Below are 15243 nucleotides of genomic sequence, written 5' to 3' on the forward strand. Positions count from 1 at the left end.
ACCACTACAGCTCCGACGCCGCCCGAGCTGCGACCTACGACGCGTGGGTGCATAGCTACAATCACCACAGACCCCATACCGGCATCGGCGGCAAAACACCCATCGACCGCGTACACAACGTCAATGGGAAGAACACCTAGGTTGGCCCGAAGGCTGGCCCCAGGGCTGGCTCACTGCAGGGCGTGACTCGACGCCTGCAGCACGTCTCGAACTTCGCGCCGAATCACCTTGCCGATGAGTGACCGCGGTAGCTCATCCACGGCAAAGACTCGCTTCGGAATCTTGTACCCGGCGAGGTTCGGGCGCAGGAAGTCGCGCAGCAACTGCTCGTGCAACTCGGCACCTGGCGCGAGCACAACGGCGGCCACCACCTCCTCGCCACTGCGGGTGCTCGGCAAACCGACTACCGCGACATCCGCAACAGACGGATGCGACCGCAGAGCGTCCTCGACCTCGCTCGGCGCCACATTGAACCCCCCGGTGATGATCAGTTCCTTGATGCGGTCGACGATGCTCACGAAGCCGTCGGCGTCGATAGTGGCGATGTCGCCCGTGCGAAACCACGGGCCGGCGTCGTCGCCGTGCACCGCGGGCACAAAGACCGCCGCCGTCTCCTCGGCTTTTCGCCAGTAGCCGGAGAAGACCTGCGGTCCGCGCACGATCAGCTCCCCCTCGTCACCGGCAGCCCGGTCGACCGTGGGGTTCTCCGGGTCGACGATTCGCACTTCGGTGTTGGGTAGCGGCAGCCCGACGGTGCCGGCGCGTCGGCTCTGGCCCACCGGGTTAGCTGTGAGCACCGGACTGGTCTCCGACAGTCCGTAGCCCTCCACGAGGTATCCGCCGGTGCGCTTCTCCCAGGGCTCGACGACGGATGCCGACAGCGGCATGGCTCCGGAGATCGCGATCTCGATACCCTCAAGCGACACTCCCGCTCGAGCGGCCGCAGCGGCGAGACGCTCATAAATCGGGGGAACCGCTGGGAGAAAAGTGGCCGGATGCTTCTTCACGACCGCGAGGACCAAGTCGGGATCGAACTTGGGGAAGAGCACCAGCCGCGATCCCATACTCATCGCAAAAGTGAGACAGAGCGTGAGTCCGTAGGCGTGGAACATGGGTAAAACGGCATAGACCACCGAGGTGCCGCGCTGAACTGTGGGCACCCAGGCCCGGGCCTGGGCGGCGTTACTCACCAGATTGAGGTGGGTGAGGGTGGCTCCCCTCGGCGAGCCCGTCGTGCCACTCGTGTATTGGATCAGCGCGACATCTGCCGTTGTGGGCCGGAAGATATGACCGTCAACGGTGGGATGATCAAGCAATTTATGCCAGTGCACGACGGTACTGTGCACGACGGTACTGTGCTCGGAGGTACTGTGCTCGGAGGTACTGGGCACAGCGCTATTAGACAGCGGCGCAGCGCGCACCATGGTGAGGGCGGCGCGGGCCTCCCGTGCCCTCGTGATCGGAAGCCGGAGAAGAGCCCGGGTGGCGAGAGGCATCGCGCGGGTGATGTCGATGGACACGATCGAGTCGACCGCGACATCCGCTGGAAACTGCTGCACCGTCTCCACGACCTTGTTCCAGAGGATCGCCACCTTTGCTCCGTGGTCCTCGAACTGATGCCGCAGCTCGCGCGGCGTGTAAAGCGGGTTGTGTTCGACGACAATACCCCCGAGACGAAGCACCGCGTAAAACGCGACGACGTGCTGTGGGCAGTTCGGCAGCACCAGAGCGACGGTGTCGCCTTTCTGTACGCCGAGGAGTCGCAGGCCCTCCGCCGCGCGAAGAATCTGCTCGCCGAGCTCGGCGTAGGTGGTGGTCGCACCGAAGAACTCGAGCGCGATGTTGTCGGCGAACTCGCTTACCGACGCCTCGACGAGGTCAAACAGCGACCCGGCAGGCAGGTCGATCTGGGGCGGAACACCCTCGGCATAGTTGGAGATCCACGGCCGCGGGGGAGAAAAAGTCATGCGTTAAGCCTACGAGAGCAGCGCGCGCCCCAGTGTTCAGCAGCGAACCAGTGTGCCGCAGCAGATCAGTGTGCCTCAGCGGATCAGGCGGCGCCGTCGAACATAGAGGTGACCGAACCGTCGCTGAAGACCTCCCGAATTGCGCTTGCAAGCAGCGGGGCGATCGGCAGGACGGTCAAAGTCGGGAACCGCTTCTCCGGCGGGATCGGCAGGGTGTCGGTGACGACCACGGAGTCGATGAAGTCGCTCTGCAGGATCTCACTCGCCGGATGGGAGAAGACAGCGTGGGTCGCAGCGACAACCACGTTGGTCGCTCCGGCCTCCTTGAGCGCCTCGGCGGCCTTCACGATCGTGCCACCGGTGTCGATCATGTCGTCCACGATCAGGCAGGTGCGGCCGTGCACCTCGCCGACGATTTCATGCACGGTGACCTTGTTGTGCACCCGCGGATCGCGACGCTTGTGGATGATGGCCAGCGGCGCACCGAGTTTGTCACTCCAGATATCGGCAACCCGCACGCGCCCCATGTCGGGCGAGACGACGGTGAGCATCGACGGATCGAGACGCTCCTTGAAGTATTTGAGCAGCACCGGCATGGCGAAGAGATGGTCGACCGGGCCATCGAAGAAGCCCTGGATCTGCGCGGCATGGAGGTCGACGCTCATGATGCGATCGGCTCCGGCGGCCTTGAACAGGTCGGCGACGAGGCGGGCAGAGATTGGCTCACGGCCACGCCCCTTCTTGTCCTGGCGCGCATATGGATAGAACGGCGCGACCACGGTGATCCGCTTGGCTGATGCCCGCTTGAGCGCGTCGACCATGATGAGCTGCTCCATGAGCCACTCGTTGATCGGATAGGTGTGGGACTGGATCACGAAGGCGTCGCATCCGCGCACACTCTCGTCGTAGCGGGCGTAGATCTCGCCATTGGCAAAGGTGCGGGCATCGGTATGGACGAGTTCGGTTTCGAGCGCCGACGCAACGTCGATGGCGAGCTGCGGATGAGCGCGACCCGTCACAATAACCAGTCGCTTCTTGCCGCTCGCGGTGATCTCGGCCACGTGTCCTGCTCTCTTGTCGGTGCGGTGTCGGTGCTCGAGTTCAGTCTGTGGTGTGCGCTGTTGTTGCTGCCACTGTTGCCGCTGTTGCCGCGGCGGTCCCGGCCCGGTTCTGCTCGACCCAGCCCTCGACGTTGCGCTGCGGAGCCACGGTCATCACGAGAGCTCCAGCCGGCACATCCTTGCGCACGATCGTTCCCGCGCCGGTCTTGGCTCCGTCACCGATTCTAACCGGGGCCACGAAGACGGTGTGCGAACCGGAATGCACGTGAGATCCGATCTCGGTGTGGTGTTTAGCGATGTCGTCATAGTTTGCGGTGATCGCCCCAGCTCCGAGGTTGGTGCCCTCGCCGATGGTGGCATCACCGATGTAGCTCAGGTGTGGCACCTTCGATCCGCGAGCGATCGTCGAATTCTTGATCTCGACGAAGGTGCCGATCTTGCCGTTCTCACCGAGATAAGTGCCGGGCCGCAGGTAGGCAAACGGGCCGACGGTGGCATACGCGCCGATGACGGCGAGCGTGGCATCCGTGCGCTTCACGACCGCATTATGACCGACCTCGCAGTCGACCAGGGTGGTGTCCGGTCCGATGATCGCCCCTCGTTCGATCGCGGTCGCACCTTTGAGTTGGGTGCCAGGCAGGATCTCGACGTCTTCGCCGATGCTTGTCGCGAGGTCGATCCAGGTGGTCGCCGGATCCTGGATCGTGACTCCGCTCAGCTGCCAGCCGCGCACGATACGAGCGTTCAACTCCGCGGCCGCGGCTCCGAGCTGGGCACGGTCGTTGATACCGGCGACGAGCCAGGTGTCCGTGACCGGCACAGCCTCGATGCGTCCCCCGGTGGCGCGGATACCCGAGGCGGCATCCGTCAGGTATCTCTCGTTTTGCGCGTTATCGGTTCCGACCCGCGCCAGCGCAGCCCGGAGCGCCGAGGCGTCGAAGACATAGACCCCGCTATTCACTTCGGTGATCTCGCGCTGCTCGTCGGTGGCGTCCTTCTGTTCCACGATGGATTCGAATGCACCACCGAGACCGCGCACGATTCGACCGGCGCCGGTGGGGTCGGCGAAATGGGCGCTGAGCAGCGTGAGTGCATTGCCGGCCAGCGCATGGGTCTCGATGAGGGCGCGAACGGTGGCTGCGTCGAGCAGCGGTACATCCGCGCTCAACACGACAACCGAGCCGGTGAAATCGGAGGGAAGTCCAGCGAGACCGAGCTCCACCGCACGGCCGGTGCCTGGGGCGTCATCCTGATCCACGATGATTGCGTGCGGAACATGCTCGGCGATCACGGCCGCAACGGCATCCCGTTCGTGACGCACCACGGCCACGATGTGGGCGGCGCCGATTTTCTCGGCCGTCGCGAGTACGTGCGACACCATGGGAATTCCGGCGAGGGGGTGCAGCACCTTCGGCAGGGCGGACTTCATGCGCGTGCCCTGTCCCGCAGCCAGGATGATGATTGCGATGTCAGACATGCTGAGGCTCCCTTGCTCGGTATCGCCGGCCGGGTAGCGCGCTCGCGCGTATCGACACCGCTCCGCCTCCAGGATTCGAACCTGGACCGAACAGCTCCAAAGGCTGTCGTGCTGCCGTTACACTAAGGCGGAATTCGTCGCCGACCCGCATGAAGGCTCGACCGCAACAATTGTGCCAGATGCTCCGCGGCTTCGTGTCGCCATGCTGCCCCCGCCCGTTCCTGGCGACACCTGCGACGATAATGGGGGAATGCCCACCCACGACGAAGTCGACCGGATCGTCGGCGCGTGGGTGCGTGAGCGTCCCGATCTCGACTTCGCTCCCCTGCAGGTGCTCTCCCGGGTCGGCCGCCTCGCGAGACACCTCGACCGGGCGCGCCGCACGGCCTTCACTGCATCAGGACTGGAGTCCTGGGAATTCGATGTGCTCTCGGCCCTTCGCCGTGCGGGATTCCCGTATCAGTTGAGCCCGAAGGCGCTTCTGCAGCAGACCCTGGTCTCGAGTGGCACCATGACGAATCGAATCGATCGCCTCGTCACACGCTCTCTCGTGGAGCGACACACCGACCCGAACGATGGTCGCGGTATCCTCGTGACGATGTCTGCGGATGGTCGTCAGCGTGTTGACACAGCAATCAGCACGCTGCTGGTGTCAGAGAACGAGCTGCTCGACGGACTCTCCGCGGCCGACCAGGAGCGACTGGCCGGGCTGCTGCGTAAGCTCAGCTTGGATTTCGACTGAGGCTTCAATTAGGAGCGCTACGAGTTGGCCACTTTCGCGACATCGTCCACGTAGCTGTCGAGGTGGTTGTAGGAGAAGACCGCCCGTCGCCAGCCCTCGACACTCGACAGGTCACCCGCGTGGCAGAGGTAGTTCGCGGCGGCGAGAGCAGCATCCTCAATCTGATTGGGGTCCGCTCGGCCGTCACCGCTGCCATCCGCACCCCAGATGCGCCAGGTCTGCGGGATAAACTGCAACGGACCGACCGCGTGATCCCAGACCGGGTCGCCATCCCACTGCCCTCGATCAGAATCACGGATGCCCGCGAACGCGCTGCCATCGAGCGCGGGACCGACGATCGGCGCGCTCGGGTACCCATCCACGCCGAGGACCGCACCGCCGTAACGCCCATCATCCGACTCGATATAGCCGATGGCCGCGAGCGTGTTCCAGCCGAGGTGACACTGCGGTGATTTCTCCGCAAGCACGGATGCCGCACCCGCATAGGCGGCGAGTGCGGTCCGCGGAATGCCGGTGCGAGCCGACATCGCGTCGAGCCAGGCCGGGTCGATTCGTGCGCTGATCGACTGCACGGGCGCAACGGGAAGTGCGGCCTGGGCGGCCGGCTCGGGGGAAACGCCGGGAGCTTTGGCGGGAGCGTCAGCCGACATCTTCACAAAGTCTGCGGCCGTACCTTGAGGCGCGGCCGCTCCCCGCGGCGCTGCCGATGCTGCCCAGGCTGACCAGCCCCACAGCATCAGCCCGATGACCACCACTGCGCAAAGTACGGGAACGACCGCGTGAGTCCGGCGCACCGGTCTGACCGATCCGTCCATTCCTGCTAGCCGAACCGACCGTGCACATAGTCGAAGGTGCGGGCGTCGATCGGCTCCGAGAACATCGCCTCGGTGTCGCCGTGCTCGACGATCGCGCCCGGGGTACCCTGCGCGGCGAGAAAGAATGCGCACCGGGTCGAGACACGCTGAGCCTGCTGCATATTGTGGGTCACAATCACAATTGTCACGTCATTGACAAGCTCGAGCATCGTCTCTTCGATCACACGTGTCGACGTGGGATCGAGCGCCGAGCACGGCTCATCCATCAGGAGAATGCGCGGTGTCACCGCAAGTGATCGGGCGATGCACAATCGCTGCTGCTGTCCACCGGAGAGTCCGCCACCCGGCGCGCGAAGACGATCCCGCACTTCTTTCCAGAGTCCCGCCTTGGTGAGGCAACTCTCCACCAAAAAGTCCCGGCGATCGCGGTCGGCTTTGAGCCCGGTCAGCTTGAGTCCGGCGAGCACGTTGTCGTAAATGGACATCGCCGGAAACGGGTTCGGCTTCTGGAAGACCATTCCGATGCTCTTGCGCGCGTCGACCAGCTTGCGGTCGGCATCGTAGATGTCCCGGTCGTCGATCAGTACCTCGCCGGCGAGGCTTGCTGACGGCACGAGCTCATGCATACGGTTGAGAATGCGGAGGAAGGTGGACTTTCCGCACCCGGACGGCCCGATGAGCGAGGTGATGACGCCAGCCGGCATGGTGAGTGACACCCTGTCGAGCACCTGGTGGTCGCCAAACCAGGCCGAGATATTGCGCGCTTCGAGCGCGGCCAGCGGTTCGGCCGGGAGCAGCGGCAACGGGAATTCTGGAGTGGGAGCCGAGACTGTGCGCTTGTCGAACGGGTTGAATCCGGCGATGCCCCGCTTCAACGCGGGAATCACCTGGGTGAGGTCATTACTTCTGATGGTCATTGTGTCTCTTCGGATAGTGACTCTTCGGATACCTGGCGATAGAGGCAGCGCTGCTGGGGCTGCCGGAGGGATAACTGCCGCAGCTAGAGCAGGTTGGGCAGCAGGATGGTCACCTGGTTAGCGGTGAACAGGACGGCGAGAAGGGTAACCGGCACAAAGACCACCCAGGTCTTCTGGGCTCCTATGCGCCGAAATGCCCACACGCTCGCGATTTCAGCGATGACGAGGAATTGGAGTGCGAATACGAGAGCCCAGATAGTGGATGTGTCGCTGGCCATCGCGAGATCCTGCGGGGGCAGTCCGATGTAGGTGGTCTGCCGCGCGCCCGCCGGCTTGGCCTGCTGCACGAGCTGAGCATCGACATACGCAAGTCCGGAGGGGATGAAAGCGGGACCGCGCGCGGTGACGAGGGTCAGCCGGCTCTGGGTAGGGGTCGGCGACACCAGTGTTGGATCCCCTGCGTAGCGCACTCCGATCACCGTGAAGACTTGCTTGCCCTGACCGGTCCGCACAGAAAACTGGTCACCTGGTGCAAGCTCCTGAATGCGGGCAAACGGTGCTCCGTATGCGGCAGCTCGCCCCATAATCACGCTGATTCCCGCTTGCCCGGGAAGCACTGTATCCCGGCGATGCCCCGGTCCAGACTTGAGCGAGTCAGCAGAGGTACCTTCGACGAAGATCTCCTTGATGCCGAGCGAGGGAATTGAGATCACCCCGAGCGGAGCTCCATCCGGCAGCAGAACATTATTGAAGTCGCCTTCGCTTACCGGGGCCGTGCCCGCTGCGAGCTGTTCACGGTAGGCGTCCGATAACTGTTGCTGAACGACCAAATGCTGAATCTGGCTCAGCACGGTCACGTTGAGCACAAATGCCAGCAACAGCGCCGCGAATACGATCAACACACTCCGCGCGACTATCTGGCCGGTGGTCAGCGCTGCACGCAGTATTGGTGCTCGCGGAGGTCGCCGCGGAGCACGGATGGGCTTAGGAATGCGCACCTTCGTCGTGCGAATTCCCGCCGGCGTGACACGGGCCGCCGCGGGCGGCATCAACTCCGTGGTCACAGGACCCCCCTGGCTCGCGCGGCAAGTCGAAGTGCCACGAGGGATTTCCCGAGGAAGAACGCTCCGACTCCGAAGACACCGATGCCACCGGCCAGCAGCGGTGGGATGAAGACGTACGAGTCGCGGGTAATCGGGGCGAGAGCCACTCCGTCGACCGTTGTCGGGGGCTTGATGGTGGCGTGGGCTTGCAGTACGGTCCATTGACCCAAACCGCCCAGTCTCGCCGTGACGACGCGGGTCTCATTCGGGCGCAACCCGTCGATCCGAAAGTTTGCGATCTCGCTGACGGTGTTTCCGAGGCTGGTGTCGATCCAGAACCGTGCTGTGGAGTCGAAGGTGGATTGTGAGACGTTGCGCAGGGTGATACGAAGTTCGACCACGCTCTCCGCAGGATTGACTGACCACACGTAGTTTGACCTGAGTCCGCTCAGGTAGAGAATCCCGCCAAGATCGGTCTCCCCGGGCTTCGGGGTTGCAGTCGGGGCCGGCGAGGCGCTCGCGGAGGGCGTTGCGTTCCTGGGCAGACCCGGGCCGGAGGACAGCGGTGTTCCCGGTGCGGGATTGGACCCGGTCGCGGGCTCGGATACGCCACCGGGAATCGAGACGCATCCCGAGCCCGGCTCATTCGTCGGAGTGTTCGCGTCGGGTGACCCGACGGTAATCGTGAGCACCGTTGAACTGCACCCCTCTGCCGAGGCCGGGGATGCACAGGCGACGCCACCGGCAACGCCCAGCGCAGTGAGCAGCATCAGCGAGGCGGCGACACGCCCTCTATCCCAGTGCATCACGCTAGCGCTTCGTGTCCGTAGACGGGGCAGGTGACGCATCGCTTGCGGTCACCGCGCCAGCACCGACGAGATCCTGCTCCGTGGTGCCGTACTTCAGCTTCGCCTCCGCCTCCATCTGCGCGATCCAGGCTGCGGCATTCGTGTCGTCACGTCGGCGCCTCAACACCAGGAACAGCCACACGGACGCAGCGATCAGGATGAGACCTATCAGCCACCACGGCGGAACAATCAGGGTGGTGTCACGATCGATCTGTCGAAACTGCCCCGGGTTGAGAGCATCCTTGTCGACGGTGGGGATGAGGTGGACGTAGGGGTTCAGGTAGCCGAGTTGAGCCACGCCGGAGACGGTCATTGTCACGACGCGAGTAGCTCCCGGCAGAAGCTCTTCGATCGAGGTGTGTTGGGGTTCGGTCACGCCGATACCCAGGAAGGTGTTCACTCCGACCACTGCGTTTGCGGCGAGGGCGACGTTGCCGCTGTTTTTCACCGTGAAGACCAGAGACGTAGTGCCGGCGAACGGATTCAACTGGCTCTGGTAGCTCGCCGCGATGTTTCCAATGGTGAGCGCGGCCTGTATCGCTCCGGAGACCCGAACGTACACCCGGGTTGCGACGCGCCGATCGACGATCACCTGGCCACTTGGCGACTTGACCGAGATGACGATGCCAGCGGCATGGTCCCCGGGAGATGCATCCGCCGGAACATTCACCGTGAAGCGGATGATCTGAGTCGCTCCGGCCGCAAGCGGCAGTGAGAGTTGCTTTGCACCGGCGGCAAATGACACCCACGAGCCTCCCCCGGTCGGGGCGACACCGGTGTCGAGAAGGCCGTAACCCCCGTCGGGCGTGTTGAAAGCATCGGTGGCGAAAACAGTCATAACCTGGGCGCTCGTGCCGGTATTGCGCACCTCGTATTCGTCGACCACCTGTTGGCCTGGCGCCACCTGGTAGCTGAATCGAGACCGCCCATCGGCGCCGGTCTCACTCGCGGGCCCCCCAGAAATCCCGTCGGTATCAGCGGCGTGGGCAGCGGAGACTGCCGCTCCGGTGGCAAGGAACACAGTGGCGAGTGCCAGTGCGAGCGCGCGAGAGAAGGGGCGGGAGACTTTCAGATGTTCGAACACACTGTAGTTAGCCAAACCGAGTTTGCGCAGAGGCTGCGTGTAGTTGAACGCCAACTTAACGGAATGCAGGCAATTGGATTTGACACGGCCACCCGATGGGACCCTACGATCTGACCACTGCGCCGCGACCGGTGTCGAACGAGAGGGTATTAACCTCAAAAAGAGGGAGGGATCGCACCTGAGTGCGATCCCTCCCTCTGTGCTTTTTACTGTTGTAGCTGCAGTGTTACTTCGACGCCAGGGTGATCGTGAGCGTCGAGGTGTAGGTGCCAACCGCGGCAGACGCCGGAGCGACGAATGTCAGGTCGGCGCCAAGCACGGTTGTTCCGACGGTCGCGTAGTTGACAGCGGATGCGAACGTCGATGGGTAGGTTGCCGAACCAGCGACCTGGGTTGTTCCCACGACCGCGCCAGCCCCGTTACCCGTAACGACCTTCGGGACCATTCCCAACTGAGCCTTGCTGATGGTGTTGCTACCGCTGACGAAGTCGGCAACGGTGCTGGTGAGGGTCCAGCCCGGGTGGGACACAATGCGGTCATCCTGCACCGAGAAGTTACCGAGCGTCGCAGTTGAAGTCGACAGCTTGGTCACGGAGTTGAGCACAGCGGTACCGAAGGTGGTGGTTGCGCTCGATGGCGAGACCAGGTTGAGCGCACCATCAACGGCCTGAGCCGTCGTCACCGACATGCCCTGGTTGAACGAGCCACTCGGGGGAGCAGGAGCGACATAGGGCGTCGGAGTAACGAAGGTCCAGTCTCCCGTTGAGGCGGTGACGCGGATCTGCGTGAAGCTCGTGTAGCCCGCGATGATGGTCACACCCGCGTTCTTCGTGAATGCGATGCCCAAGCTGTAGTCGCCGCCAGCGTTCTTCACGCCGGTGATGTTCCCGCTGATTTGGGCGTTCAAGGACATTGACGGGAGCCAGGTGTTCTTGGTTCCAGAAACAAAGCCGGTCTGGTTGTAGGCCGACCAGCTGCTCTTCGTGTTTTCCGATCCGAGCGGCGCTACGAACGTGAATACGCCCGTCGCGTCGGAGGGTCCGATGAAGAGCTCGTTTGTCCCGGTGACCGAACCGGATGAGCCCGCTGGGTTGGGTGATGCGACTACGGAGGTTGCGAAGTTCAGGGTGGACCCCGCAGTTTTGACACTGTTGTCATCGGGGTTCACGAGGTAAACAGGCTGGTTGCCACCGTTGGTCTCGGTTGCCGAGGCACCCGTCAGAGTTGCTCCGACGATCGTTGCGGCGAGGGCGCCGACGAGGCCGACGTACACCAACTTATTGATTTTCATCATTACTTGAGCCTTTCAGTCGTTACAGAAAGCTAGGGGTGATTTAGAGGGTCGCGTACGCGCGCTGCGCGACGTTCGTGGAGGGGGCGAGGAAGCCGAACTTCTTCTTCACCGCTCCCGACGTGGCCGCCCCAGAGCCGAAGCTGGTCAAGCTGGTCGCCCCGGAGCCGGTCGGATTGACCAACGCGGCCAAGACCGCGTCATAGGCTGGGTTGGTGGAGTCGACGCGGTTGTATTCGACGACGAGGTAGGTGTCCCGACCGAACGTGGTGTCAGAGTAGAAAGCAGAGTTCGGAACGAGTGACGGTGCAGTGCCCGTGAACGGGACCGTACCGGTGATGGGAGTTCCGAGCGCGGCAGTTGCACTGGTGGTGGTGTTCACCGCGGTCACGCCATTCGCCTGAGCAACCCAATTCGCAGCGGAGAACGGGATGATATCGCCAGCTACAAGCTGCGTTGCATCGTTCTCGGGGGTGACATTTCCCACGTCAGAAACGGCCGGAGCGGAAGTGCCACCACCCACGCCAATCGCAGTCAGGAAGAATTTGCGGGTTCCCGAAGCGGTCTGGGGCAGGCGCGGGCGGACCGCGACTCCGTCGATCGTCGTGAGCGTTCCGTTGTAGATCTGCGTGAGCTGGGCAGCGGTGATGTTCGCCCAAGCTGCGGTTCCGCCCTTGTAGGCGTAGGAAACAGCATCGCGAGCGTAAGGAACGTACACGAGCTTGCCAGCGGCGTCGGCGCTGGTGCCCGGTCCGCTGGACGAGCGGGCGATATCCACCTGGTCGCTGATGTTCACGCCACTAAGGAGGTTGCCGGTGATCGAGGCGCGAAGCGCGGTGACCCCCGCGCCAGAACCGGACGGACGGGTGAAGAATGGTCCACCCGTCTTCGTCTGAATCACTGCCGAGCCAAAAGCATCGAACGAACCGATGGTCGCGGCGCCACTGGTGACAACCCGCACGGTCGATGCCGTGACGCCTGTGCCGTTGAGAAGAGCGTTGGAAGAGTCCTGCAGTGTGTCGGAACCAACCAACACATAGCTGTTTGAAACGGGCTCGGCGGACGCCGGGCTTATGAATGCGATGCCAGCGATGGCAACGCCGATGACCGTGCTCAGAGCGACGACCTTCTTCATCTTCATTGTGATTCATTCCTTTTTTGGTGGGGGTTATCGGGTGGTTGCAGATGCGACCGCTCGGCTTGGCGCCAGCGCGTCAGAGACAAAACGCGCGGGCATGATCCAAGAATGTGGGCGTCACAGGCGTCGCCTGATCCGCGAGATTATCGGGACGAGAAGGGCACTCAGAATGCCAGCGAACAGGCTGAGCGGGATCGTCGAGCCGAGGCTGCCGATCCGAGGATCAGCAGGGGTAGCGTTGCCGGCGAGCGCCGCAACCGGATTCCCGGCGGCCTTCGGATCTACCGCAGCGCCGGGAGGGGTCACAGTAGAGCCGCTTCCGGCTGACGAGGTAACCCCAGCTGAGGTCGCGGCGGAACCAGCCAGTGGCTCGGGCGATTTCACGCCATCGGAAATTACGGGCACTCCCGCCTGGATCTTCTCCGCGGCCGCAAGCGCCTGCTCGCGCCATCCGGTCGGCAGCGGAGCGTAGCCGTCCGGGAGCTGCCCGATTTCGGCGCCTGGTACCTGACCGACCGACGCCGCGTATCGGATGAAGTCGGCGTAGCTCGTTCTGAGTGTCGCATCACCCATCGCGGGACTCACCGCCGCATAAATCGGCATGGTGAGGGGATACGCCGTTGGCGCGCCCTTCGCCGCCGAAGACGTCGGGTCGAACCCATAAACGCTGCTCGCAGTTTTCGACACCGTCATCGCTGCAGCCCCGGCACTGAGGGTCGCGGTGGACGGCGCAATGTATGCGCCCGTGGGGTTGAGTAACGATGCGGTGACGACCTGGTATCGGGCGGCGGACGCGGTGTCGGTCAGCCCGAGCACCCGCTGCAGCCCGGGAAGACTCCGAGTGGTCTTGGTGTACTTCGCCGGCACTGCGAGCGAATCCCACCCGCCGAGCACCTGCCCGTCGCCACGCAATGTTCGGTAGGCACTCGAATCGAGGTCATTGACGAACGGACGCCAGGTCACTGAGCTAATCGGGGCCACCGATCCGTCGGCGGGCTGCTCCACCGGATCCGCCTTCGGGAAGTCCGATCGCGGCACCTCTAGTGCAACTCCGGCCGGGTTAACCGTGGCGTTCGTCGAACTCCACGGGTTGACGATCATGCCCCACTTATCCGGGGTACCCGCGAGCCAGGCTGCCGCGGCAGCGTCGGTCGCGATGTAATTCCATAGTGTTGTTGCCGCGTCTGACCTCCCCTGTGGCACGAGGAGATCGGAGAGCGACGGGCTGACCAACGCCTGGTTAGCCCAGTCGGGGTTGATGGCGAGAAAGTCCGGGTCCAGTGTGATGTTCCGGGGGTTGCGTCCCGGATCCTTCGCGCTGATGTAATTGAGCTTCGACCGGTCGGCTCCGTAGGGAAGCGAATCGATATAGGAGCTGGTCAGCAGTTTTGCGACCAGCCTCGGCGTGAGCTTCATCTCGGTGAATGACGTACGAGCCCGTGCGAGGTCGTCTGCCGAGGCCCCTCCCGCAGCACTGGGCTCCCGGTCAACAGCGAAGCCGATCGCAAGTCCGCTGACTGCAATCGGGGCATAGGCCAGCGAATCGGTGACCCCAGCCGAGACGATCAGAGGCAGCGATGTCAGCGCCATCGGCGCCGCGACAGCCCTGTTCGCATTCATCGCAGCATCCGACTCGCTTCCAGTAAGGATCGAGTAGATCGACCCGCCCTGCGCATTGCAGAGAGTCGGCTGCCAGGAGCCGACGGCGCCCGCTACCAATTCGCTCCCCGCGATCTGGCGCTCGGCGGCTCCGACAGCGCAGCGCAGGCCAATGGGCCGAAAGTCGAGCTTGACTGCGAGGCGATGCTTCCAGGAGTCGAAGAAGAGGCCGGACTGGGTGATCTTCGCGTCACCGCCATCCGCGGTGCCGCGAGGGATGATGACGAGCCAGCATGGAGCACCGGTGACTGTGCCATCCGACGCCGTTACCGGAGCCCCGCAGCCCAGGCCAGGCGATTGCACTGCGGTCTGCATCTCGAACTTCGTCGATCCCGAGCCGGTGGCGCTCGAGCCGGCCCAGCTCACCTCGTTCGACGTGTTTTGGGTGAAAAACTGGTTGGTGTTGACGTTGACGCTCTCCACCTGTTTGTTGTTCACGACGGATGCGACGACCTCGCGCTTTCCGTCATCGCCGACGGTCGCCGAGGTGAATGGAATGGAGGTGTACGGTCCGTTGAACGGGCCGGTCGCAGGGGCGGTGTATTGGGCGTCTTCCGGTGCGACCACCTCGGCAGATGCGCGAGAGCTGTCGCGCTTCGCGCCGGGAGTGAGGAAGGCGCCGTACTGGCAGGTCGTCCGGTCGGGCTGACCGGGGTTTTCTGGGTCGTCCCCGCCACACTGGGCGATCTGCAGAAAGTTCTCGCCACCGGTCTGGCCCGAGGGGGTCGTGGACTTCTTGCCACCGGTCCAACTGACCACGATGCCCTGAGAGATGAGGTTCCTCGTCTGTGAGACCGTCACCGACAGACCGGGAAGAGGGGCGCTGGCGGAATATGCGTCGTGTGCCGCGGTGGTCACGGTCACCGCTGATGACATGTCGGCGCTCGCCGGAGCGGCGAACGCACCACCGACGATGCTCGCGGTTCCCATCAAAACCGCGACGAGGCATCCGGTCACGACGGAGGTCGCCCAGGTGTTTCGCGTTCGAATTCGCGGGGTGGAATGCACTGCAGGCTCCAAGCTGATATCCGGAGATGCCCGGAGGGGATGATCAGAAATTATTGGCCGTTGGTAGCCGGATGGTGAACGGATCGAGTACTACCGTTCCCGCATAAACGTCGCACTGGGGTGAGCGATCGGGGGTGAGCGATCGGGGCTGAGCGATCGGGGCTCAGCGATCGGGGCTCAGCGATCGGGGCTC

General features: G+C 63.7%; 13 protein-coding genes and 1 tRNA gene. 2 read left to right on the forward strand and 12 right to left on the reverse strand.

What is annotated here, in order from left to right; translation table 11 throughout:
- A partial coding sequence (locus tag IWX88_RS09330; protein ID WP_196829644.1) for an integrase core domain-containing protein occupies positions 1–140 on the forward strand: 140 nt, incomplete at its 5' end.
- A gap of 30 nt (positions 141–170) precedes the next feature.
- Here the strand turns inward: IWX88_RS09330 and IWX88_RS09335 are convergent.
- From IWX88_RS09335 to IWX88_RS09350, 4 genes are all read right to left on the reverse strand, one after another.
- Complete coding sequence (locus IWX88_RS09335) at positions 171–1967, reverse strand: long-chain-fatty-acid--CoA ligase (protein WP_196829646.1); 1797 nt, start codon at positions 1965–1967, stop codon at positions 171–173.
- Between the two features lie 83 nt (positions 1968–2050).
- The gene (locus tag IWX88_RS09340) at positions 2051–3028 is read right to left on the reverse strand and encodes a ribose-phosphate diphosphokinase (protein ID WP_196829648.1); all 978 of its coding nucleotides are present in this window, start codon (positions 3026–3028) and stop codon (positions 2051–2053) included.
- A gap of 40 nt (positions 3029–3068) precedes the next feature.
- Positions 3069–4505, reverse strand: coding sequence for a bifunctional UDP-N-acetylglucosamine diphosphorylase/glucosamine-1-phosphate N-acetyltransferase GlmU (gene glmU, locus IWX88_RS09345; RefSeq protein ID WP_196829650.1), 1437 nt, complete (start codon positions 4503–4505; stop codon positions 3069–3071).
- A gap of 60 nt (positions 4506–4565) precedes the next feature.
- Positions 4566–4637 (reverse strand) — tRNA-Gln (locus IWX88_RS09350).
- A gap of 118 nt (positions 4638–4755) precedes the next feature.
- Here IWX88_RS09350 and IWX88_RS09355 point away from each other — a divergent pair.
- A complete protein-coding gene (locus tag IWX88_RS09355) occupies positions 4756–5247 on the forward strand; it encodes a MarR family winged helix-turn-helix transcriptional regulator (protein WP_196829652.1) in 492 nt (163 codons plus the stop codon).
- A 17-nt stretch (positions 5248–5264) separates the two neighbouring features.
- On the opposite strand, the gene IWX88_RS09360 is transcribed toward IWX88_RS09355, so the two are convergent.
- The 8 genes from IWX88_RS09360 to IWX88_RS09395 form a co-directional block, all read right to left on the reverse strand.
- Positions 5265–6062, reverse strand: a complete 798-nt coding sequence (locus IWX88_RS09360) for a lytic transglycosylase domain-containing protein (RefSeq protein WP_231369129.1) — start codon at positions 6060–6062, stop codon at positions 5265–5267.
- A 5-nt stretch (positions 6063–6067) separates the two neighbouring features.
- Positions 6068–6979: a phosphate ABC transporter ATP-binding protein gene (locus IWX88_RS09365; protein WP_196829654.1), complete on the reverse strand. Its 912-nt coding sequence runs from the start codon at positions 6977–6979 to the stop codon at positions 6068–6070.
- 83 nt (positions 6980–7062) lie between these two features.
- Positions 7063–8043: a sortase gene (locus tag IWX88_RS09370; protein ID WP_370568283.1), complete on the reverse strand. Its 981-nt coding sequence runs from the start codon at positions 8041–8043 to the stop codon at positions 7063–7065.
- Positions 8040–8831, reverse strand: a complete 792-nt coding sequence (locus IWX88_RS09375; RefSeq protein WP_231369130.1) for a hypothetical protein — start codon at positions 8829–8831, stop codon at positions 8040–8042. The genes IWX88_RS09370 and IWX88_RS09375 overlap by 4 nt, the downstream gene beginning before the upstream one ends.
- Position 8832: 1 nt before the next feature.
- Entirely contained in the window at positions 8833–9969 is a 1137-nt protein-coding gene (locus tag IWX88_RS09380; RefSeq protein ID WP_196829658.1) for a hypothetical protein, read from the reverse strand.
- A gap of 211 nt (positions 9970–10180) precedes the next feature.
- Positions 10181–11248: a hypothetical protein gene (locus IWX88_RS09385; RefSeq protein ID WP_196829660.1), complete on the reverse strand. Its 1068-nt coding sequence runs from the start codon at positions 11246–11248 to the stop codon at positions 10181–10183.
- A 40-nt stretch (positions 11249–11288) separates the two neighbouring features.
- Entirely contained in the window at positions 11289–12386 is a 1098-nt protein-coding gene (locus IWX88_RS09390; protein ID WP_196829662.1) for a hypothetical protein, read from the reverse strand.
- Positions 12387–12500: 114 nt separating this feature from the next.
- Entirely contained in the window at positions 12501–15050 is a 2550-nt protein-coding gene (locus IWX88_RS09395) for a hypothetical protein (protein WP_196829664.1), read from the reverse strand.
- Positions 15051–15243 lie beyond the last annotated feature (193 nt).

Source organism: Frigoribacterium sp. CG_9.8 (assembly GCF_015751965.1).
Lineage (GTDB): Bacteria > Actinomycetota > Actinomycetes > Actinomycetales > Microbacteriaceae > Lacisediminihabitans.

Bases quoted from the DNA above. Each gene is read 5' to 3' on its own strand.
- IWX88_RS09335 (WP_196829646.1), bottom strand. From the start codon at position 1,967: ATGACTTTTTCTCCCCCGCGGCCGTGGATCTCCAACTATGCCGAGGGT.
- glmU (WP_196829650.1), bottom strand. From the start codon at position 4,505: ATGTCTGACATCGCAATCATCATCCTGGCTGCGGGACAGGGCACGCGC.
- IWX88_RS09355 (WP_196829652.1), top strand. From the start codon at position 4,756: ATGCCCACCCACGACGAAGTCGACCGGATCGTCGGCGCGTGGGTGCGT.
- IWX88_RS09360 (WP_231369129.1), bottom strand. From the start codon at position 6,062: ATGGACGGATCGGTCAGACCGGTGCGCCGGACTCACGCGGTCGTTCCC.
- IWX88_RS09365 (WP_196829654.1), bottom strand. From the start codon at position 6,979: ATGACCATCAGAAGTAATGACCTCACCCAGGTGATTCCCGCGTTGAAG.
- IWX88_RS09385 (WP_196829660.1), bottom strand. From the start codon at position 11,248: ATGATGAAAATCAATAAGTTGGTGTACGTCGGCCTCGTCGGCGCCCTC.
- IWX88_RS09390 (WP_196829662.1), bottom strand. From the start codon at position 12,386: ATGAAGATGAAGAAGGTCGTCGCTCTGAGCACGGTCATCGGCGTTGCC.